Source organism: Streptosporangium sp. NPDC002524, from assembly GCF_040295985.1.
In the GTDB taxonomy this organism is placed as follows: Bacteria; Actinomycetota; Actinomycetes; order Streptosporangiales; family Streptosporangiaceae; genus Streptosporangium.
This window is the reverse complement of the sequence record NZ_JBEOWK010000013.1, coordinates 117,270-137,180: the sequence shown is the minus strand read 5'-3', so window position 1 is coordinate 137,180 and position 19,911 is coordinate 117,270. Positions and strand designations below refer to the sequence as shown.

Genomic DNA, 19,911 nt, shown 5'->3' with positions numbered 1-19,911 from the left:
CGAGGCCGTCCCAGGCCAGGTGGTGCAGGACGCGACCCCCGTCCCGGGTGCGGGGGTCGCGTCGTGTCGTCTGAGGGTCAGGGGACCCAGTGGTTGCCGGTTACGGTGATCATGACCTGGAGCTGGATGCTGGTCGAGTAGTAGTCGTTCGCGGTGAACGGGGTGTTGACCATCTTGTTCCAGAGGGCGTCCAGCCAGGCCTGGCTGCCGGGGTCGGTCATCGCCGCCACCGCGAACGGGGCGAAGTAGGCCGGTTCGCTGCCGCCGGAGATCTGGGTGCCGTTGAGGGAGTAGCCGACCGCGATGTTGTTGGGGTTGCCGCCGGTCTTGCCCTTGATCCAGGTGTTGAGCTTGCGCGCGGCGGCGAGGGACTTGGCGTCGCCGCTGGTCACCGCGTCGTCGCCGATCCGCCACGGGTCGCGGCAGGCGTTCCACCAGAACCTGCCGTCGTTGGCGTCCTCCAGCACCTGGCCCGGCGCGGGCTTCGGGGTGGTGTTGGTGTCGACCACGAAGTCGGCGAGCAGGCCCGTGCCCGGGGCGTGGGTCGCCTGCTGGGAGGCGATCAGGTTCTGGTGGTTGGTGCGGACGGTGTCCCAGGTCGTGTCGCCGGTGGCCTTACGGAACGCCCTGAAGTGGTCGATCATCCAGTCCGAGGAGCGGCTGATCCAGTAGTACTGGTCGCCCGGGCTGCTCCAGTCGCCGAGCTTCATGAGCTTGGTGGTCGCGTTGACCTCGCCGGACTTGATGGCGTTGATGTGGTTGATCGCGAGCTGTTTGTAGTTGTAGGTGCCCGAGCTGCCCCACTGCCGGTCGGCGAGCAGCAGCCCGTAGGCCACGTCCAGGTCGCCGTCGGTGGCGGAGTCGCCGCCGTTGACGCTCTGGCAGGCGGTGTTCTGCTCGGCGGCGAGCAGGCCGGGGGTGATCGACGACGGGTGGGCGAGGACGTACTTCACCAGGCCGTCGAAGATCTTCTTCGCGTCGGGGTCGGCCCCGGCCATCGTGGCGGTGACGACCATGCCGTAGCCCTGGGCCTCGGCCACGTACGGGTGGTCGGCGTCGGGGGAGATGATCTGGTACCAGCCGTTGCCGCAGTTCTGCTTGACGAACGCGGCCTTCCACGCCTTGTAGTAGTCGACCACCTTCTGGTCGAGCGCCGCCTGCGCGCCGGTCGGGCGCAGGATCCCGGACGCGTAGGGGATCTTGTGCGAGCCGAACGGCACGCCGGGGCCGCCGGGCGTCGGGGTGATCGTCGGCGTGGGGGTCGGGGTCGTGCCCCCGGTGCTGCCGTAGACCTCCATCTCGTACAGCGAGTAGCCGTAGGAGGTGCCCCGCGCGGTCCCGTACATCCGCACGTAGCGGCCGGTGCCGGACAGGGTCAGGTCGTCGACGCCGCCGTCGCCGGTGGTGGTCGAGTAGGCGGGGGTCCAGGTGGAGCCGTCGGGCGAGACCTCGACGCGGTACGACTTCCCGTACGCGGCCTCCCACGTCAGCTTGACCCGGGAGATGGTGGCGGAGGCTCCGAGGTCGACGCGGATCCACTCGGGGTCGTGCCCCTCGGCGGAGGCCCAGCGGGTGCCGGTGTTGCCGTCGAAGGCGGCGGCGGGGAGCAGCGTGGCGTCCTCGTTGGAGGAGGAGGTGGCCGGGCGGCCCTGGGAGAGCAGGGAGTCGGCGGCGAATCCGGGCGGCGCCACCAGCACGAACACCGATGCGATCAGTGCCGGCGCCAGTGCCAGGGCGAGGACGGTCGAGGGGCGTCGGAGACGTTGGAGGCGCGGTCTCGCATGCACAGGGGGTGCCCTCTCTGCGATCAACTGACGAGAATCTGAGGTCAACTAGTTAGGAAAGATTCCTAACTAGTGAAAGATGGCACCATCCCTGATACGTCACGGTCAAGGGGATGGGGGGCCCAAATTCCCCCACTTCGTGATCGAGGGGAAATCCAGGACATGGGCTGGCAGAACAAAGGCGATCGCTGGATGTGGCGAACACCTTCCGGGTGATTGAATCCCGGCATGTCGTTCGATGTATTGATCAGGGATGGCTGGGTGCTCGACGGCACCGGAGCCCCGGCCTGCCGCGCCGACGTCGGTGTCAACGGTGACCGGATCACCGCCGTGGGCCGCCTGGACGGCGCGGACGCCACGACCGTCGTCGAGGCCGCCGGACGCCACGTCATGCCCGGCCTCGTCGACTGCCACGCCCACGGCGACGCCCTCGTCCTCGACAAGGAGGTGCAGCTCGCCGCGCTCCGGCAGGGCGTGACCACGTTCGTCCTCGGCCAGGACGGGCTCTCCTTCGCCCCCTCCACCACCCCGGAGACCTTCGCCTACGCCACCCGCTACTTCGCGGCCGTCAACGGCGTCCACCCCTCGGCCGACGGGCCGGTCGGCGTCGGGGAACTGCTCGCGGGCTACGACCGGTCGACCGCGCTGAACACCGCGTACCTGCTGCCGCACGGCACGATCCGCCACGACGTGATGGGCCCCGCCGAGCGGGCCGCGACCGCCGACGAGCTGGCCGCGATGCTCGCCCGCGTCGAGCGCGGCCTGTCGGAGGGGGCCTGCGGCCTCTCCACCGGCCTGGAGTACGCCCCGGGCCGCTACGCCGACGCCGCCGAGATCGCCGCGCTCTGCGCGCCGCTGGACCACCTGCCCTACGTGACGCACATGCGCGGGTACGGGGCCGCGGCCCCCGCCGGAATGGCCGAGGTGACCGACATCGCCCGGCGCTCGGGCGCCGCCGTGCACGTCTCGCACTACCACGGCCCGGCCGCCACGCTCCTGCCGCTGATCGACGAGGCCCGGCTCATGGGGGTCGACATCACCTTCGACACCTACCCCTACCTGCGGGGCAGCACGATCCTCGCGATGGTCGCGCTGCCCTCGTGGGTCCCGGCCGCCGACACCGGCCGCGCGCTGGAGCTGCTGGAGTCCGAGACGATCGAGTGGGACGAGACGCTCTGGCCGAGGATCACCTTCTCCCACGTGCCCGGCGCCGAGTGGGCCGAGGGGATGACGCTGCCCGACGCCGCCGCCGAGGCCGGGCTGGAGCCGGGCGAGTTCTGCCGCAGGATCCTGATCGACACCCGGCTGGAGGCCGGATGCGTGGCGGCCCGCCCCGACGAGGGCCCCGAGGGCGAGGCGTCGGTCCGCGCGATCCTGCGCCACCCGGCCCACACCGGCGGCTCCGACGGCATCTACGTGGGCGGCCACCCCCACCCCCGGGGCTACGGCGCGTTCGCCAGGATGCTCGGCCACCACGTCCGCGAGACCGGCGCCTGGACCCTGGAGCAGGCCGTCGTCCACCTCGCCTCGCACCCGGCCCGCCGCTTCGGCCTCGAGGGGCGGGGCCTCGTCCGCCCCGGGCAGGTCGCCGACCTGGTCGTCCTCGACGCCACCGCGGTCGCCGACCTGGCCACGTACGCCGTCCCGCGCACCCCGGCCACCGGGATCGGCGACGTCCTCGTCTCCGGGGTCCCGGTCCTCGCCGGAAGGGAGCTCACCGGCGCCACCCCCGGCAGGGCGCTGCGTCCCTAAGGCGTTCCTAAGGCGTTCCTAAGGCGTCTCCGAGGCATTCCCGAGGCGTTCCCGAGGCGTTCCCGAGACGCTTTTGAGGCGCTCCCGAGCCCTCGGAAGCCCTGCGGGCACGGTCCTGGAGGGGCCGCCGTGAGGATAGGGTCCTCGGGGCGGACAAGAGGGGACGCGATCTCCCACGCCCGGATCCGGCGGACGTCGAGCCGCCACATCCGCGGAGGCGACCAGAGGGGGACGGGACGTGAAGGGGATCGTGGATCCCGGGGCCGCGCTGGGGGCCTCGCTGTTCGGCGGGACGTTCACCTTCCCCGTGATGGTGGCCCACCGCGACGCGCTGGAGCACAACATCGCGACCCTCGCGGCCTTCACCCGCGAGTACGGGCTCACCTTCGCCCCGCACGCCAAGACCACCATGTCGCCCGAGCTGGTCGGGGCGCAGCTCGCCGCGGGCGCGTGGGGGCTCACGGTCGCCACCCCCAGCCAGGCGCTCACCCTGCGCGAGTTCGGCGTCTCCCGGATCGTCCTCGCCAACCAGGTCTTCGACCCGGCCGGGCTGACCGCCCTCGCCGCCCAGCTGGCCGGTGACCCCGCGTTCGAGTTCCTCTGCTTCGTCGACTCGGTCGCCGGGGTCGAGGCGCTCTCCCGGCACGCCGGGGCCAGGCCGTTCCGGGTGCTGGCCGAACTCGGCCACGAGGGCGGGCGGGGCGGCAGCCGTACCCTCGCCCAGCTGCTGGAGGTCGCCTCGGCGGCGCAGGCGGCCGAGGGCGTGGAGCTGGCGGGCGTCGCCGGGTACGAGGGGTCGCTGGGCTCGGCCGGGGAGGTGCGCGCCTATCTGGGACGGCTGCTGGAGGCGCTGGAGCACCTGCGGGTGCGCGACCCGATCCTGTCGGTGGGCGGCAGCCAGTGGTTCGACGTGATCGGCCGCGAGCTCGCCGCCTGCCAGGCCAGGGTGATGCTGCGCAGCGGCGCCTACGTCTCCCACGACGACGGCTACTACCGCGAGCGCACCCCGTACACCCGGATCGACGGGGAGCTGCGCGCGGCGCTGGAGATCTGGGCGCACGTGCTGAGCGTCCCCGAGCCCGGCCTGGCCGTGGTCGGGTTCGGCAAGCGCGACGCCCCCTTCGACGAGGGGCTGCCGATCCCGCGCGGAGCCGTCGCGGACGCGACGGTGCTCAAGGTCCAGGACCAGCACGCGGTCCTGAGGCTGGCGCCCGGCTCGCCGGTGGGGCCCGGGGACCTGGTGTCGTTCGGCATCTCCCACCCGTGCACCGCCTTCGACAAGTGGCGGGTCATCCCGGTGGTCGACGAGGAGTACGTCGTCGTCGATCTGATAAACACCTTCTTCTAAAGTCACGTCTTTTCCGTTGTGAGGAATGCTGAGATGAGCGATAAGCAGGAGCTGAGGACCGACGAGGGCGCGGCGCCCGTCGGGGCGTACTCGCAGGGCCTCGTGGTCGGCGACTTCGTCTACACCTCGGGCATGGGGCCGCTCAGCCCCGAGACCGGCGAGGTCGTCGGGACCGACGTGGCCGAGCAGACCCACCAGGTGATGCGCAACCTCGGCGCGATCCTCGCGGCGCACGGTCTCGGCTTCGACGACGTGGTGAAGTCGACCGTGCACCTGGAGCACCTCAAGCGTGACTTCGCCGCCTACAACGAGGTGTACAAGTCGTATTTCACCCGCCCGTACCCCGTCCGCACGACCGTCGGCTCGGACCTGATGGACATCCTCGTCGAGATCGACTTCGTGGCCCACAAGCCGCGTTAGAGTCTGACCGACTTCGTGGGAGGGCGGCGGCTTGGACAGCTCGCTATACGTCTACGTCGAGGACGTGCGCGGGGAGGGCCTCGAAGCGGTCCTCGACCGGATCACCGGATACGGCGTGACGGGCGTGACCGTGGCCGCGGCCTACCACCGTGCCCGCGACGTCACCCCGCACGGCCGCTCCCGGGTGACGCTCCGCAGTGACGGCGCGCACTTCACGCCGCCCGCCGACCTGTTCGGCGGGCTGCGGCTCGTCCCGCCCGTCCAGGCCGGAGCCGAGGACGAGCCGCTCGCCGCCCTGCGCCGGGCCACCGCCGAGCGCGGGCTCGCGCTGCACGGCTGGACCGTCTTCCTGCAGAACACCACGATCGGCCTCGCCGACCCCGACGTGACCGTGCGCAACTGCTTCGGCGACCGCGGCTCGCCCGCCGACCTGTGCCCCTCCCACCCCGACGTGCGCCTGTACGCGGTCGCGCTGGGCCGGGCGGTGGCCAGGCAGGGCGTCGACAGCGTGGTGGCCGAGGCGTTGCACTTCGGGACCTTCGGCCACGGCTACCACCACGAGCGCAGCTTCGTGCCGCTCGGGCCGATGGACGCGTTCCTGCTCGGCCTGTGCTTCTGCGGCTTCTGCATGCGCCGCGCCGCCGACCTGGGGGTCAACGCGGAGGTGGCGCGCGAGGAGTGCTCCAGGATCGTGGGCGCCGTGCTCGACGGCGACCCTCCCGCCCAGGGCGAGGTGACCCGCGCCGCCCTCACCGCGTACGCGGGACCCGAGGTGGTCGCCTACGCGCGGGCCCGCTCCGAGGTGGTGACCTCGCTCGTCTCCGAGGTCTCCACCGCCGTCACCGACGAGGGCTCGCGCCTCGTCTTCCTCGACGCCACCGGCGCCGTCAAGGGCTACGCCGACGGCCTGCCCTCACCGGGGCTCGCCGCGCACGACTCCTGGCAGCTCGGCGTGGACCTGGTCGCCCTCGGCGACCTGGTGCCCTCGCTCGGCGTGCTCGCCTACGCCCGCGACGCGGTCAGGGTGGCCGACGACGTGGTCGCCTACCGGCGCTCGACGGGCAAGGACAGGGAGCTGCGGGTCGTCCTGCGGCCCGGCCTGCCCGACACCGACTCGGCCGACCGCCTCGCCGCCAAGGTCCGCGCCGTGCGGGCCTCGGGCGCGGACGCGGTCGACTTCTACGCGTACGGGCTCATGCCCTACCCGATCCTGGACCGCATCCCGGGGGCGCTCTCCGTCTGACGCCTTCCTGACCGGGCGGGGGTGGCGTCTCGTACGGCCGGACGCCTTCGCTCGTCGGAGTGCTTCGCGTGTTCGTCAAAGCTTCGCGTGTTCAGACGGAGCTTCGCGTGTTCAGACGGAGCTTCGCGTGTTCAGACGGAGCTTCGCGTGTTCAGACGGAGCTTCGCGTGTTCAGACGGAGCGGCCGGAGAGGGCGGTCGCGACGCCGAGGCCCAGGTAGACGACTCCGCTGAACCGGCCGATCAGGGGTGCCCTGCTCCTCAGCCGACCGCCGATGGCGCCCGCCGCCATGGCGTAGATCAGGTCGGAGAGCAGGCCCAGGAGCAGCAGGGTTCCGCCCAGGACGGCGATCTGCAGCGGCACCGCGCCCGCCTCGGGCTCCACGAACTGGGGCAGGAACGCCAGGAAGAAGAGGATCACCTTGGGGTTGAGCACGTTGACGACCACGCCCTCAAAGAAGATCGCCCGAAGCGGCTGCGGAGCGGTCTCCCGGCTCGCGAGCTCCTGCCTGCTCGTCAGCGCCCGGATGCCCAGATAGACCAGGTAGGCCACACCGGCCCACTTGATCACGTTGAACAGCGTCGCCGACCGCGCGATCACGTACGAGAGACCGGCCGCCGCCGCGGCGATGTGCACCAGCGTGCCCACCTCGATGCCGAACGTGCTCGCCACACCGGCGGCCCGGCCCTGCGAGACGGCGCGGGTGATGATGTAGAGGTGGTTCGGGCCCGGTACCAGGACCAGTGCCAGCGAGGCGAGCGAGAAGATCAGTAATGTGGACGGCGAGATCATGCCCCGACCCTAAGGTCGTCCCGGGCCCCGTCGTCAGAGCCAATGCGCGGACCCTTTGGTGTACCAATCGGTCCATGTTCGTCCCCTGATGGGGGTACCAATGGGCCCTCGTCACCGGGATGTCGATTCCGTCGGTACCCCGTGCGATACTCGCCGACGTGGGGTGGCAAAGCGCGCGGAGTGTTCTGATCGGGCGATCGGTGGAGCTCGATCGCCTCACCGCCGTGCTCGACACCGCGGCCACGGGGCAGGCCGGGGTGGCCCTCGTGGGAGGCGACGCGGGCATCGGCAAGACCCGCCTGATCACCGAGCTGGCCGGGCGCGCCGAGGCCGCCGGGTTCGCCGTTCTCGTCGGCCAGTGCGCCGAACTCGGCGACGCCCTCCCCTACCTCCCGCTCGCCGACGCCCTGCGTTCGGCACGCGGGGAGCTGCGCGCGGCGCTCGACGCGCGGCCGGTCCTCGGCAGGCTGCTGCCCGGCGGCACCGACCCGGGCAGGGAGAGCACGTCGGGCCTGACGCAGCAGCAGCTCTTCGGCTCGGTGCTCGGCTTCCTGTCCGCGCAGCCCGTGCTGCTCGTCCTGGAGGATCTGCACTGGGCCGACCAGTCCACCCGCGACCTGCTGGTCTTCCTCAGCCGGATGCTGCAGAGCGAGCGCGTCTGCCTCGTCGGCACCTACCGCACCGACGACCTCCACCGCCGCCACCCGCTGCGCCGGGTCCTCGCCGAGCTCAAGCGCCTCCCCTCGGTGACATCGGTGGAGCTGGCCCCTCTCGACCGCCACGAGATGACCGACTACCTGGCCGCGCTCGGCGGCGCCGACGCCGGGGTGATGCGGAAGGTCGTCGACCGGGCCGAGGGCAACCCCTTCTACGCCCAGGAGCTGCTGGACGCCGCCTCCGAGGGCTCCTCGATGCCCGACGGCCTGGCCGGCCTGCTGCTCTCCCGGGCGGAGCTGCTCTCCGACCCCGCGCAGCGGGTGCTCGGCGGCGCGGCCGTCGCGGGCCGCCGGGCCGACCACGACCTGCTCCAGCAGGCCTCGGGCCTCGACGACCTCGCCTTCGAGGAGGGCATGCGGGAGATCGTCTCGCGCGGCCTGCTCCGCCCCGACGGGGAGTACGGCTACGCCTTCCGGCACGCGCTTCTCCAGGAGGTCGTCTACAACGACCTGCTGCCCGGCGAGCGCACCAGGATGCACGCCGAGTTCGCCCGCCTCCTGACCGCCAGGGAGGGGGCGGCGGCCGAGCTCGCCCACCACTACCTGGCGGGCCACGACCTGCCCGGGGCGCTGGCCGCGTCCGTGGAGGCCGGGCGAAGGTCCGAGCGGCTCGGGGCTCCCGCCGAGGCGCACCACCACTTCGACCGGGCGCTCGGGCTCTGGGACCGGGTTCCCGACGCCGAGCGGCTCGCCGGGATCGACCACGTCGCCCTCGCCGCGCGCAGCGCCGCCGCAGCGGCCGACAGCGGCGACAACCACCGGGCGATCTCCCAGCTCCGGCGCCTCCCGCCGTCCGCCGAGATCAACGAGCGGCTGTCGTACTACCTCATCGACACCGAAGACGTCGAGGGCTCGATCGCCGCCGCGTACGCGGCCGTCGAGGCGGCGCCGGAGGGGCCGGTGCTCGCCCGCTCGCTCGCGACCTACGCCCGCTCGCTCTACTGGACCGAGCGGCATGGGGAGGTCGAGGCCCTGGCCCGCCGCGCCCTGGAGACGGCCCGCGCGAGCGGCGCCGCCGACGCGGAGACCAGCGCGCTGATCACCCTCGCCGCCCTCGCCGCGCTCGCCGACGACATCCCCCGGGCCAAGGAGTTGCTCGCCTGCGCGAGCGCCGAGAGCTCGGGCAACCTCGCCATCGACCTGCGGGCCACGTTCACCTACGCCCGGGTCCAGTACGAGAGCGGCGACCTGGCGGAGGCGGCGACCACCACCGACCGGGGGCTGCGGCTGGCGCACGAGAGCGGCCTCAACTGGAGCACCTACGGCACCGACCTGCGCTTCCTGCGCCTCCTGATCCACTACGTCGCGGGGGAGTGGGACCTGGCGGAGAAGGTCGCCTCCGGGTTCGCCGTCCGCGTCGGCACCCCGCCGGAGGCGCTCCTGTCGTCCTTCGCGCTCTTCGTCGAGGTGGCCAGGGGCCTTCCCGTCGTCGAGGACCGCCTGTCCTGGCTGAAGTCCTTCTGGCCCGGCGACACCACGGTCATCGCCATGAGCCGGGGCCTGGCCGCCGAGCACGCCCTGTGGCACGGCGACCCCGAGGCCGCCCTCGAACACGCCCGCGCGGGGCTCGACGCCCTGCTCCCCAACGACCCCGCCGTGATCCGGCTCAGCAGCACCGCCCTGTGGGCGCTGACGGACCTGGGACGCGCGGAGGAGGCCGACGCCTTCCTGGAGCGGGCCAGGGTGCCCGCCGCCGTCGGCCCCGGCTCCGTGCGGCGCGGCCCGCTCGGCCCCGAGGGGCTGGCCTGGCTGGCCAGGGCCGAGGCCGAATGGCACCGCGCGCACGGCCGCCCCGAGGTCGCGGCGTGGCGCGCGGTGGTCGAGGCCTTCGACTTCGGATTCGTCTACGAGGTCGCGCGCTCGCGGTGGCGGCTCGCCGAGGCGCTGCTCGCCGAGGGCGACCGTGCCGAGGCCCTGAAAGAGTGGAAGCTCGCCGTCGAGGCCGCCGAGTCACTGGGCGCCCAGCCGCTCGGCGCGGCCCTGGCGGAGCTGGGGCGCAGGGCGCGCTTCACCTCCGCGCCGCCGACCGTGCTCACCTCCCGCGAGCAGGAGGTTCTCGCCCTGGTGGCCGAGGGCCTGCCCAACCGCGAGATCGGCGAGCGGCTGTTCATCGCGCAGAAGACGGTGAGCGTGCACGTCTCCAACATCCTGGGCAAGCTGGGCGTCTCCTCCCGCACCCAGGCGGCCGCCGTCGCCCACCGCGACGGCCTGCTCTGACCCTGTGAGATGGATGCGGCTCTGCCGGGACGGTCTGCTCTGACCTCGTGGTGAGGTCGAAGCGGCTCCGCCAGCACGCCCTGCTTTGACCTTGTGAGGTCGAAGCGGCTCTGCCGGGATGGCCTGCTCTGACCTCGTGGTGAGGTCGAAGCGGCTTCGCCGGGCCGAACGCCGCGAGCACTCGTCCCGTTCGCCCGGTGAGGTCAGGTCTTGCCCTGGCCGCTGCGCGCGGTCAGGGCCAGCTCGCGGACGACCTGGATCAGCTCCGCCGGATCGAAGGGTTTCGTGAGGTAGGCGTCGACCCCGATTCCGAGGCCCCGCCGCTTGTCGTCCTCCTGTGCCCGCGCGGTGATCAGGACCACCTTGATGTGGCTGGTCCCCGCGCCGTTGCGCAGCCTGGTGGCGGTCATCCAGCCATCCAGTCTGGGCATCATGACGTCCAGCGTGATGACGTCGGGCATCACGTCCAGCACCCGGTCCAGGCAATCCTGCCCGTCGGAGGCCGTGTCCACCTGGAACCCCTCCAGGGTCAGGTTGACCGCGATGAGCTGCCGGATGACGTCGTCGTCATCCACTACCAACACCCTGCCCAGAACCTCTCCCACGGCGTGAGGCTAACTCCTCTCCCTCGCCCCCGTGCGGGTTTCCGAGGATGTGTACGCACAGCTATTCGGAGACGGCAGGTGTCTCCCGCTTTTCCCCGAGAACTCCGGGCCCGGCGAACCCGCCGCCGGAGAGACGGGAAGGGGCCGGAGAGGTGGAAAAGCAACCGAGGGAAGGAAAGCGGCAGAGAGGGCAGGGGTGCCGGAGGGGTGGGGGAGGCGGGTCCCGCACGTCGATCGGGCCAGCCACGGACGTTGGTCACGGACACCGGCCATGGACGTTGGCTACGGATATTGGCCACGAACATTGGTCACGGACACCGGTCACAGATGTTGGTCACGAACAGTGGTCACGGGCGCCGGTGACGAATGTCGGTCACGGACACCGGTCACGACAGCCAGGGTAGCCAGGACGGCCGGTGCCCGGTGATCATTGGTTTTTCTCCCCGGTGAGTCGGGCCAGCAAGGCGAGGCCGTGACGGTCCACCGAGACCGAGGTCGCTGACATGACGACCACGCCGGTGCCCGCCGCGCGGTCGATTCCGAGCCACGTACGAAACCCGCCGGTGCCGCCGTTGTGCCAGGTGACGCGGCGCCTGTCCACTTCGACGGTGATCCACGCGGCGCCGACGCGCACCCCCGGCCCGGAGAGGTTCGCCACGGGGTCGAGGGCCGCGATGCCGGGGGCCGTGCCGTCGAGCAGGGCGGACGTCAGGCGCGCCATGTCCTCGATCGACGCCCGGATGCCGCCCGCCGGTGCGATCGCCTCACCCGTCCACGGCTGCCGTACCCGCCCCGACCTGCTTCTGCCGATGAGCGCGCCGGGCGGCAGCTCGTCCGGATTCGAGGGCGTGTAGAACACGCTGAGCCCCAAGGGCCCGGCGATCCGCTTGTGGACGAGGTCGCGATAACTCGTCCCAGCCGCGTGCGCGATCGCGTGGCCGAGCAGCTCGAACCCGAAGTTGGAGTATCGGGCCCGAGGTCTCCCGACTCTCACCCCCTGGGCCTGGACGAGAAGCTGCTCAAGGCTCTCGCCGTAGGGATTCGTCCCGTGCCGCCACAGTGCGAGAGTCCGCCGCCACGGTGCCGCCGACCTGGGCAGCCCCGGCAACCCCGAACGGTGCGTGCTGACCGACGCCAACGTCACCCCCGCCACCTCTGTCCCGTCAAGCCGCAGGAACTCGCCGAGGGTCGACGTCGTACGGATCTCTCCGCGCGTGAGCGCGTCGGCGTAGAGGAGGCCCGTGACCCCCTTCGAGATCGAGCCGATCTCGAAATCCGCGCCCAGGGGCGCGCCCACACTCGCCACCGTCGTCCCCGTGGGCGAGACCGTCGCGACCGCGATCACAGGATGCCGGTCACCCACGAGATCACGGAGCCGCGCCGCGAGTTTTTCGTCACCGTACGAGTCTGCTGGCCGCCTGTCGCTCATGCGTCAACCATAGTTGACATATGTGCCGGCGACAATCATGGCCGACACGACCGGACATTCCAAAGGGCGGCCTGCTTGCGCCTGTGCCGCGCGTGTGTCCCTGTACCCACCCCTCCGCGCCTGCCCTCCGTACCTTTGCCTCTGACCGGTGCCGGTGCCGGTGCCGATGCCGATGCCGATGCCGATGCCGATGCCGATGCCGATGCCGATGCCGATGCCGATGCCGATGTGGGCCGGTTCCCCTCCTGGGTGCGGATATCCCTGGTTGTCCACAGGGGGCGTCATTCTGCGGGGTTATTCACAGAACCCTGTTCGGCTCATTGGTGATCACCTCCCCACGCCGATCCTGGGGCCTCGATCCTTCATCGAGCCCAAGGAGGGCTTGCGTGATCACGACACTCGTCACCGTCACCATCCTCTCGGCGGCCATCGCGGGAAGCTCCCCGTTCCCCGCGCCCCGCCTCTCCCCGGAAGCCTGCGATGCCTGGGGCCGCCTCCTCTCCCTCTCTCCGGCGGTCTCGCCGGACGACACCCCTCACTGGCTGCCGGAGGAGATCCGCGCCGCCCTCGCTGCCGCCTGCGAGCCACGATCCCCGTTCTCTCCGGACGCGGACGGCGGCCGATCGACGTCCTCGCAGGGCCCCTTCCCGGCCTCGGTCCCGATCCCAGCCTTGTCGTCGGCCTCGGCCCCACCTCCGGACCCGATCGGCGAGTGGCCGTCATGGCTCTCCGGGGCGGGCGACGGGTGGGCGGTCGATCCTTCCAACCCGAAGACGGGAAGGACGGTGGGACCTCTGGAGACAGGAGGGCCGGTGGATCCCTCAGACATTCCGGATGTGTGGGCCGGCTCGTCTTCTTCAGTGGAGCAGGGAGATCCTTGGGCCTTTTCCGGGCCGGAGTCCTCGCGGGCGAGTGCCAAGTGGTCTCAGCGCCCCTCTAAGGGACGAAAAGCGCCCTCCAGGCCAGGGAAGGTCTCCTCTCCAGGGAAGGCGTCCTCCCGAGGTAAGGCGTCCTCCCAAGGGAAGACCCTCTCCGGTGGGCGGGCGGCACCCTCGCGAGGGACACGAGGGAGGGGGTTGCCCTCACGCGAAAGCGCCCTGGCCCTGCGGGGCCGGATCGCGGCTGACACGGCGCTCCGGCAGGTCGGCAAGCCATACGTATGGGGCGGCGGTTCGAGTGCGGGGCCGACCGGTGGGGGCTTCGACTGCTCGGGGCTCGCCCTGCACGCCTGGGCCAAGGCCGGGGCCAGGCTCACCCACTACACCGGCACTCAGTTCAAGCAGGGCCGTCGAGTGCCCTTTTCCCGGCTCCGCCCGGGAGACCTGGTCTTCTTCGGCGGAGGCACCGGAGACCCTACCCACGTGGGCGTCTACGTCAAAGACGGCGTAATGGTCCACGCCCCCAAGACCGGCGACGTCGTCAGGACAGCCGATTTCGCCGCCTCGCCCTACTACCTCTCCCGCTACCGAGGCGCCGTCCGCCCCACCCCCCGCTGACCTACCTCACTTTGACCTGACCCGCCCCCGGCTGATCCGTCTCATCCCGCGCCTGACCGCCCACTCCTGTTGACCCAGCTCGTCTCGCGCCGACCCGTCCAGCCCCGCTGACCGCCTTACCTGGCGCCGTTCTGACCCCGTCTGGCGGCGCCGCGTCCGGTGGTGTCCCGTCCCGCGCGGCGCGAGCCCGTCCGTCCCGTCGGCGCTCAGCCGTCTCGATAGCCTTTCACCCTCGGCTCTCCCGTCGCCCCGGCCCTGCTCCGGAGATCACTTGCTTCCCTAACCGAGTGTCGGTTTCCCTCAGGATGCTGGTAATGTAATCACGCGTTGGCCCCCTTAGCTCAGGGGATAGAGCACCGGCCTCCGGAGCCGGGAGCGCAAGTTCGAATCTTGCAGGGGGCACCCTCGATCAGCATCGCGAGATGCACTAGGACCCGCGGAAACGCGGGTCCTTTTGCGTTCCCGGGTGTGCCATCCCGTGCCGCCGACGGCGAGGGTGTGCTCATGATCATGTAGCAGACGCATGCTGATCATGGACCTGGTTGGGACCTGACAGCCGCCACTCTCGCCCCTCCGGCAGGCGGTCTTCGACCTCCTCCGACGGTTTCCAGGATGCGCGGGATCTCAGGATCGGCAGGTCGCGGAGCAGAACGTGACCTCGGGGTGGCGTGACGACGGCCCCTCCAGGAGAGGCTGCGTCCGCGATTTCAGGTGCCGGTCGAGGAAGGCCGCCACGTAGGTGCGGGTGAGCTCGGAGCCACGGGCCGCGGGCAGCATGCCGGGAAGAGGTTCGAGGCCGAGGACGCTCGCCAGCAGCGGGATGTCGGTGAAGGACTGGTGTTCGGCGTCCGTCAGGACGAGCCAGCGTTTCCACCCGGTCAGCAGCTTCCAGTCGCGGTCCCATGAGGTGTCGCGGCCGCCCGGGACATGCTCTCGCGAGCCCAGGAACATGAATGGCCGGGAGAGGCCGCTCTTGGGGATCCGGGCATAGCCGGTGCCGTCCATGTCGATCCCGGCACGTATGCGGGGGTCTTTGACCATGGTCGCTATGGCGGCGGCCCCGCCGATCGACTGGCCCACCATCGCGATCCGGGAACGGTCGATCAGGCCGGAGCCGTCCCATTTCGACGGCAGCTCGTCAAGGACGAAGGAGACGTCGGCGGCGCGGCCCTGGACCAGCCCGGTGCCGAAGCCGGGGTCGGTGTTGCTGTCGCAGGCCAGGCATTCCGCGATCCGGCCGTCGGACAGGGTGGTGGCGTAGCTTTCGTAGGTGTGGTCGATCCCGGCCACGACATACCCTCGGCTGGCCAGGTCCTCGGCCAGTGAGGTGAGCGTGCTCATCGGTTTGGTGAACCCGGGGGAGAGTACCACCAGCGGAAGCTTGCGCCCGGAGGGGGCGGCGTCCTTGACGGCGTTGGTTCGTGTCCTGCTCAGCGTGTCGTACGGCGCGGTCGAGAGCCCGGAGTCTTTCAGGAGGAGTTCCGCTTCCTTGGCTGTCATGTAGAGCGAGCGTTGCCCGTCGCGCTGTCTGGTCGGGTACCACAGGGTGACCTTGAGCTCTCTGGCGTCGATGTCGGGGTTCCAGGGGTCGGGGCGGGAGGTGTCGGTCAGGTGCAGGGTGGTGGTGCCGATCGGGTGGGGGCCGGTGGGGGTTGGCAGGGTGATGGGACCGGTCGGTTTTACCTGCGGGGCGTCGGCTCTGGGGGGTGTGGGGGCGGAGCAGGCGGACGCGGCCAGGATGACCAGTCCCGCGACGGCGGCCAGGAGCTGTCTCATGGGGGGTCCGTTCATTTGTGCAGCAGGGTCAGGGCCTTGGCCAGGGCGGGGTCGTGTCCGGTGGCGGCGTCTTTGGGGGTGAGGGGGATGTGGTGGTGGGGTGGTACGCCGATGCGGTCGATCACTTCGCGGTCGGGTCCGAGGTGGTGTCGGTCGGGGAAGCTCAGGAGGGTGTTGTTGGTGAGGAGGTAGGGCTGGGCCGGGCCGGAGATGAGGCCGGCGGTCCTGGTGCCCACCAGCTGTCCGGCGTGCAGGTCTTTGATCGCGGAGCTGAAGTGTTCGCAGGCTGAGGCGCAGCCGCGGTCGGTGAGTACGACCAGTGGCAGGCCGAGCAGTTCGACGGTGTCGTCGGTGGGGGAGGCTTCGCATCGGGCGTCGGCGGTGCATTGGTAGGCGGTGTTCTTGCCGTGGGCGAACGCGCTCAGGAGCCGGATCGCTTCGGTGGGGCTGCCGCCGCCGTTGCCGCGCAGGTCCAGCACGACCCCGGACAGCATCCGGCCGGTGCGCAGCCGGGAGACGGCTTTGAACACCCGGTTGGCGGAGTCGGGGGCGAATCCGCTTATCCGCACATAGGCCACGTCGTGGTCCACCAGCTTCGATTGCACCACTTGCAGGGTGGTTAAGTCGCGTTGGAACAGGCCGGGCTTGAGGGTGGCGTTCCAGCGGTGGCCGGTGCTCTGTCGTAGCAGCCGCAGCCGCACCGGCCGTGCCTCCGGGTATTGCGGGTAGAGGGTGGCGATCGCGGGGGTAGCGGTGCCGTCGATGAAGGGCGCCGAGCCGTTGACTGCTTCGATGATGTCGCCGGGGCGTAGGCCGGCGGTTTTCGCGGCGCCGCCGTGGACGGTGGTGACGAACAGCGGGGCAAGGGCGGTGCCGGGGTTGGTGTCGGCTTGGGGGCCGGTGATGTTCGCGGCGAGGCCCAGGCCGTAGCCGTCGTCGTCGTAGGAGTCGGGGTGGCGTTTGACGTCGTGCGCCCAGCGGGCGTGGTTGTCGTCGAGGGCGGCCACGATGACTTCAAGGGTGACGTCGGCCAACCGGTCGCGCAGATCGGGGACCTGGTCGGTGACCTTTCGGTAGACGGCCTCGAAGGCGGCCCAGTCGGTTTTGCGGTCACCGGTCAGCGCGGGCATGGTCGCTTCGGGTAGGTCGCGTCCGTTGCGGTTGAGCTCTTGGGTGAGGGCGACGAATCCGGCGTGTAGTAGGGCGCGGGCGTCCAGGGTGGCGCCGCTGTAGTAGGTGCCGAGGATGCAGAAGTAGGCCTGCTCGATCACGTCGATCGTGGTGGCCGTCTCCATCCCGGGTGGGCCTTGGGGGCGGGCGCAGACCGTTGCCCCCGCCGCGCTCGCCTGGACGCGTGGCGGTGTCGGCGCGGTGCAGGCCGCCACCAGGAGAAGGGCGAGCCCGGCGGCGGCGGTCTTGAGGGCGGTGGTCCTGGCGGCGGTGGTCACGGCAGGCAGTCGCGGAGTCTTGGCGGCAGTTGTGACTAATGCCTTCGGGACCTTGGCAGCGGTCGTGACAGGTGCCTTCGGGGTCTTGGTGGTGGTCATGACAGGCGCCTTCGGATCCACCAGAAGGAGAACCAGGTGAGGCCGACAGTGAACAGGGCGTAGATGCCGGTCTCGATCCATTGGAAGGGCCAGAAGCGTTCCAGGGGCTGGTAGGTCGCCTGCTGCCGGTAACCCAGCCGGTTGATCTCGGCTATGCATCCCCCCGCGGGGAGTCCCTGCGGTGAGCAGGGTCCCGACGTCGTGGAGATCGGGACGGCCCGCACGATCGTCGACGACGGGCCCGAACTTCCGTCTCCGCCGGAGAGCGTACGGCCGGACGGATCGACCAGCTTGCTGGACAGGACCCAGGCGCCCGGGTGGCCGGGAACGGCCGACGTCCTCAGGAAGATCTGCAGGGATCCGCCTCTCGGCGCGCCGAGGCCGTCCATGTTCTCCCGGCCGAGCTCGAAGGTCCCGGCGACCGGGGGCATCAGATGGGGCCGTACCAGTAGCGGCATGGCGATCTGGATCGCGGCGAAGACGGCCAGGGTGAGGGCCATGGCGGGCAGCGTGCGGCGCACCAGCATGCCGACGGTCACGCCCAGGACGAAGGCGAAGGCCGCGTACCCCATCGGGACGATGCCGCGCGCGCCGAACACCACGGGAGCCATCTGCGCCATTTCCGGAACGGCCGACCTGTCGAGTGGGGCGGACCACCAGGTCACCGCGAGGCCGCATACGCAGGCCGCGGCCATGGCCGCCAGGCCGGTGAGCCCGAGCTTGACCGCCAGCCAGCGGCCACGGGTGACGCTCTGGTTCCACACCAGCAGGTGCGTGCCCGCCTCCAGTTCGCGGGTGATCAGCGGTGCCCCCCAGAAGAGCCCGACGAGGGCGGGCAGGAGCAGCACGACGAGAGTGAGGGCGAGGAAGAGGAGGTCGTACTCGCCGAAGAACCGGTCGAAGAAGTCGAGGCAGGTGTTGTCCGGGGTGCAGTCGGCGATCCCGGCGGCGTAGCCGGAGGCCAGGTCAGGCCCGGTCAGGGCCAGGACGGCGGTGAGAACCACGAGGACGGCGGCCATCATCGCGGCCGAGCCGCGGAACTGGCGCCAGGTGAGCCAGATCATCGTTGCGCCTCCAGGGCGGCTCGCCGGTTCTCGGCGGTGGGTTCTTCCATGTAGGCCAGGACGAGGTCCTCCAGGCTGGGCTCGGTGACCGTCCAGGCGGGGTCGAGGATCGGGGTGTCGGTACGGACCACGTACGTGCTCTGTCGCTCGGTGTGGCTGGCGGAGACGACGTGCTGGTCGGCGGGGAGGCGGTCGGGGTCGCGGCGCGGGCCGGTGAGCCGGTGGTGGGTGGCGAGTAACCGGTCGACCTTCCCGGCCATCCGTACGCGGGAGTCGACGAGGACGATCAGGTAGTCGCAGACCTTCTCCAGGTCGGAGACCAGGTGGGAGGAGAGCAGCACGCTCAGCTCGTGCTCGGCGGTGGCCTCCATCAGCCCCTGCAGGAACTCGCGGCGGGCCAGCGGGTCGAGTGCGGCGACCGGTTCGTCCAGGATGAGGAGTTCGGGGCGTTTGGCCAGGCCCAGGGTGAGGGCGAGCTGGGCGCGCTGACCGCCCGACAGCTTGCCCGCCCGCTGGGCAGGGACGAGGCCGAGCCGTTCGACGCGCTCCCGTGCCATCGCGGCGTCCCAGCGGGGGTTGAGGCGGGCGCCGAGCCGCAGGTGTTCGGCGACGGTCAGTCCCGCGTAGACGGGGGTGTCCTGGGCGACGAACCCGACCCTGGCCAGCTGTGCGGGCGTGCCCCCGGGCCGCCCGCCCAGCACGGTGATGCCGCCCGCCGACGGCTCCAGCTGGCCACCGGCCAGCTTCAGCAACGTGGTCTTACCGGCCCCGTTGGGGCCCACCAGCCCCACGACGTGGCCCGCCGGGATGTCGACGGTGCACTCGCGCAGCGCCCAGCGCCTGCCGTATTTCCTGCCCAGTGCCTGGGCTTCCAGGACAGCGGTCACGCTGCGTCCTCCTGATATGCGTGGTCCGAAAGGTGATCATGAATAGCGCTTCGGCGCTCTCGTCGAGATTCGAGGTCGAGATTCGGGGTCGAGGGCGAGGTTCGGGGTTGGAGGCGGGGTCGGGGTTCGGGGTGAGGGGGTGGGCCAGAGTGGTGTGGTGGCGGGAACGAAACTAGGAGCCGCCCTCGCCGGTGCGCGTCGGCCGTCCTGCCGAGATCGCGTACCTCCCGAGGACGAAGGGCCGCCGGGTCATCCCCGCGATGTACTCCCCGAGACCGTGAGTCCCCGTCACAACGGCCGATGCGGGACGGACGGGCAGGCGTGAGAATGTGCTGGTGGAAACCGGTGAACGACCGCGATGGTGGCGGCATGTGCTCGACCTGGGCGGCCGGCTGGACGAGGACCACCCGGCCCGGCGCGGCGTCCGGGACACGCCGGGGCCGGGGGGCGACGGACCCCCGAGGCCGTCTCGCGGAGCATTCGCCGCCGATGTGGTGATCGCGCTCGTCCTGACGGTCGTCGCGGTCACCGTATCGGTGAGATATCCGGTGACCGGCCCCGTCGCGGATCAGCCCGAAGTGATCGAGTACCTGCGGCTCCGGCCCACCGCTCTGCCCCCGCAGCCGCTTCCCGACCTTCCGGAGATCCCCGACCTTCCGGAGATCCCTGATCGCCCCGAGATCCCTGATCGCCCGGAGATCCCCGATTTCCCGGAGCTTCCTGATCTTCCTGAGATTCCCGATCACCCGGCGGCTCCCGGTTCCTCGCCCGGCCACTCGTCGCCTCCCGGCCACCTGTCACCTCCTGGCCTCCCGTCACCTCCCGGCCTTCCGTC

15 protein-coding genes and 1 tRNA gene are annotated in these 19,911 nt (G+C 71.0%); 7 read left to right on the top strand and 9 right to left on the bottom strand.

Annotated features, from left to right (window positions below; genetic code table 11):
* Window positions 1-77: 77 nt before the first annotated feature.
* Entirely contained in the window at window positions 78-1,703 is a 1,626-nt protein-coding gene (locus tag ABT053_RS23190) for a glycosyl hydrolase family 8 (protein ID WP_350971205.1), read from the bottom strand.
* A gap of 309 nt (window positions 1,704-2,012) precedes the next feature.
* On the opposite strand from ABT053_RS23190, the gene ABT053_RS23185 reads away from it, so the two are divergent.
* The 4 genes from ABT053_RS23185 to ABT053_RS23170 all read left to right on the top strand — a co-directional run bounded on the left by ABT053_RS23185 (window position 2,013) and on the right by ABT053_RS23170 (window position 6,547).
* A complete protein-coding gene (locus ABT053_RS23185; protein WP_350971204.1) occupies window positions 2,013-3,536 on the top strand; it encodes an N-acyl-D-amino-acid deacylase family protein in 1,524 nt (507 codons plus the stop codon).
* Between the two features lie 238 nt (window positions 3,537-3,774).
* Entirely contained in the window at window positions 3,775-4,884 is a 1,110-nt protein-coding gene (locus ABT053_RS23180; RefSeq protein WP_350971202.1) for an alanine racemase, read from the top strand.
* Window positions 4,885-4,917: 33 nt separating this feature from the next.
* Window positions 4,918-5,304: a Rid family detoxifying hydrolase gene (locus tag ABT053_RS23175; RefSeq protein WP_350971200.1), complete on the top strand. Its 387-nt coding sequence runs from the start codon at window positions 4,918-4,920 to the stop codon at window positions 5,302-5,304.
* Between the two features lie 31 nt (window positions 5,305-5,335).
* Window positions 5,336-6,547, top strand: a complete 1,212-nt coding sequence (locus ABT053_RS23170) for a hypothetical protein (RefSeq protein ID WP_350971199.1) — start codon at window positions 5,336-5,338, stop codon at window positions 6,545-6,547.
* Between the two features lie 171 nt (window positions 6,548-6,718).
* Here the strand turns inward: ABT053_RS23170 and ABT053_RS23165 are convergent, their stop codons facing one another.
* Window positions 6,719-7,339: a LysE family translocator gene (locus ABT053_RS23165; RefSeq protein WP_350971197.1), complete on the bottom strand. Its 621-nt coding sequence runs from the start codon at window positions 7,337-7,339 to the stop codon at window positions 6,719-6,721.
* A 119-nt stretch (window positions 7,340-7,458) separates the two neighbouring features.
* Here ABT053_RS23165 and ABT053_RS23160 point away from each other — a divergent pair, with 119 nt between their 5' ends.
* Window positions 7,459-10,272, top strand: a complete 2,814-nt coding sequence (locus ABT053_RS23160; protein ID WP_350971195.1) for a helix-turn-helix transcriptional regulator — start codon at window positions 7,459-7,461, stop codon at window positions 10,270-10,272.
* 203 nt (window positions 10,273-10,475) lie between these two features.
* On the opposite strand, the gene ABT053_RS23155 is transcribed toward ABT053_RS23160, so the two are convergent.
* The 3 genes from ABT053_RS23155 to ABT053_RS23145 all read right to left on the bottom strand — a co-directional run bounded on the left by ABT053_RS23155 (window position 10,476) and on the right by ABT053_RS23145 (window position 12,579).
* Window positions 10,476-10,856 (bottom strand): response regulator transcription factor, encoded by a 381-nt coding sequence (locus ABT053_RS23155; RefSeq protein ID WP_350971421.1) that lies wholly within the window; start codon window positions 10,854-10,856, stop codon window positions 10,476-10,478.
* Between the two features lie 448 nt (window positions 10,857-11,304).
* A complete protein-coding gene (locus ABT053_RS23150; protein WP_350971193.1) occupies window positions 11,305-12,306 on the bottom strand; it encodes a serine hydrolase domain-containing protein in 1,002 nt (333 codons plus the stop codon).
* 3 nt (window positions 12,307-12,309) lie between these two features.
* Window positions 12,310-12,579 (bottom strand): hypothetical protein, encoded by a 270-nt coding sequence (locus ABT053_RS23145; protein WP_350971191.1) that lies wholly within the window; start codon window positions 12,577-12,579, stop codon window positions 12,310-12,312.
* Between the two features lie 803 nt (window positions 12,580-13,382).
* Between ABT053_RS23145 and ABT053_RS23140 the strand changes: the two genes are divergently transcribed.
* Window positions 13,383-13,802: a C40 family peptidase gene (locus tag ABT053_RS23140; RefSeq protein ID WP_350971189.1), complete on the top strand. Its 420-nt coding sequence runs from the start codon at window positions 13,383-13,385 to the stop codon at window positions 13,800-13,802.
* Between the two features lie 330 nt (window positions 13,803-14,132).
* A tRNA-Arg gene (locus ABT053_RS23135) sits at window positions 14,133-14,204 on the top strand.
* A gap of 222 nt (window positions 14,205-14,426) precedes the next feature.
* On the opposite strand, the gene ABT053_RS23130 is transcribed toward ABT053_RS23135, so the two are convergent.
* From ABT053_RS23130 to ABT053_RS23115, 4 genes are read right to left on the bottom strand one after another with little or no spacing between them, the layout of a single operon-like run.
* Complete coding sequence (locus ABT053_RS23130; RefSeq protein ID WP_350971187.1) at window positions 14,427-15,578, bottom strand: alpha/beta hydrolase family protein; 1,152 nt, start codon at window positions 15,576-15,578, stop codon at window positions 14,427-14,429.
* An 11-nt stretch (window positions 15,579-15,589) separates the two neighbouring features.
* Window positions 15,590-17,125, bottom strand: coding sequence for a S41 family peptidase (locus ABT053_RS23125; RefSeq protein ID WP_350971185.1), 1,536 nt, complete (start codon window positions 17,123-17,125; stop codon window positions 15,590-15,592).
* Window positions 17,122-18,189, bottom strand: coding sequence for an ABC-2 membrane transporter-related protein (locus ABT053_RS23120; RefSeq protein WP_350971184.1), 1,068 nt, complete (start codon window positions 18,187-18,189; stop codon window positions 17,122-17,124). The genes ABT053_RS23125 and ABT053_RS23120 overlap by 4 nt, the downstream gene beginning before the upstream one ends.
* On the bottom strand, window positions 18,186-19,076 hold the full coding sequence (locus tag ABT053_RS23115; RefSeq protein ID WP_350971182.1) for an ABC transporter ATP-binding protein: 891 nt from the start codon (window positions 19,074-19,076) through the stop codon (window positions 18,186-18,188). The genes ABT053_RS23120 and ABT053_RS23115 overlap by 4 nt, the downstream gene beginning before the upstream one ends.
* Window positions 19,077-19,911 lie beyond the last annotated feature (835 nt).

Coding starts and splice junctions, on each gene's coding strand:
- ABT053_RS23160 (WP_350971195.1), top strand. CDS start 7,459: ATGTCGATTCCGTCGGTACCCCGTGCGATACTCGCCGACGTGGGGTGG.
- ABT053_RS23185 (WP_350971204.1), top strand. CDS start 2,013: ATGTCGTTCGATGTATTGATCAGGGATGGCTGGGTGCTCGACGGCACC.
- ABT053_RS23120 (WP_350971184.1), bottom strand. CDS start 18,189: ATGATCTGGCTCACCTGGCGCCAGTTCCGCGGCTCGGCCGCGATGATG.
- ABT053_RS23125 (WP_350971185.1), bottom strand. CDS start 17,125: ATGACCACCACCAAGACCCCGAAGGCACCTGTCACGACCGCTGCCAAG.
- ABT053_RS23165 (WP_350971197.1), bottom strand. CDS start 7,339: ATGATCTCGCCGTCCACATTACTGATCTTCTCGCTCGCCTCGCTGGCA.
- ABT053_RS23130 (WP_350971187.1), bottom strand. CDS start 15,578: ATGAGACAGCTCCTGGCCGCCGTCGCGGGACTGGTCATCCTGGCCGCG.
- ABT053_RS23150 (WP_350971193.1), bottom strand. CDS start 12,306: ATGAGCGACAGGCGGCCAGCAGACTCGTACGGTGACGAAAAACTCGCG.
- ABT053_RS23175 (WP_350971200.1), top strand. CDS start 4,918: ATGAGCGATAAGCAGGAGCTGAGGACCGACGAGGGCGCGGCGCCCGTC.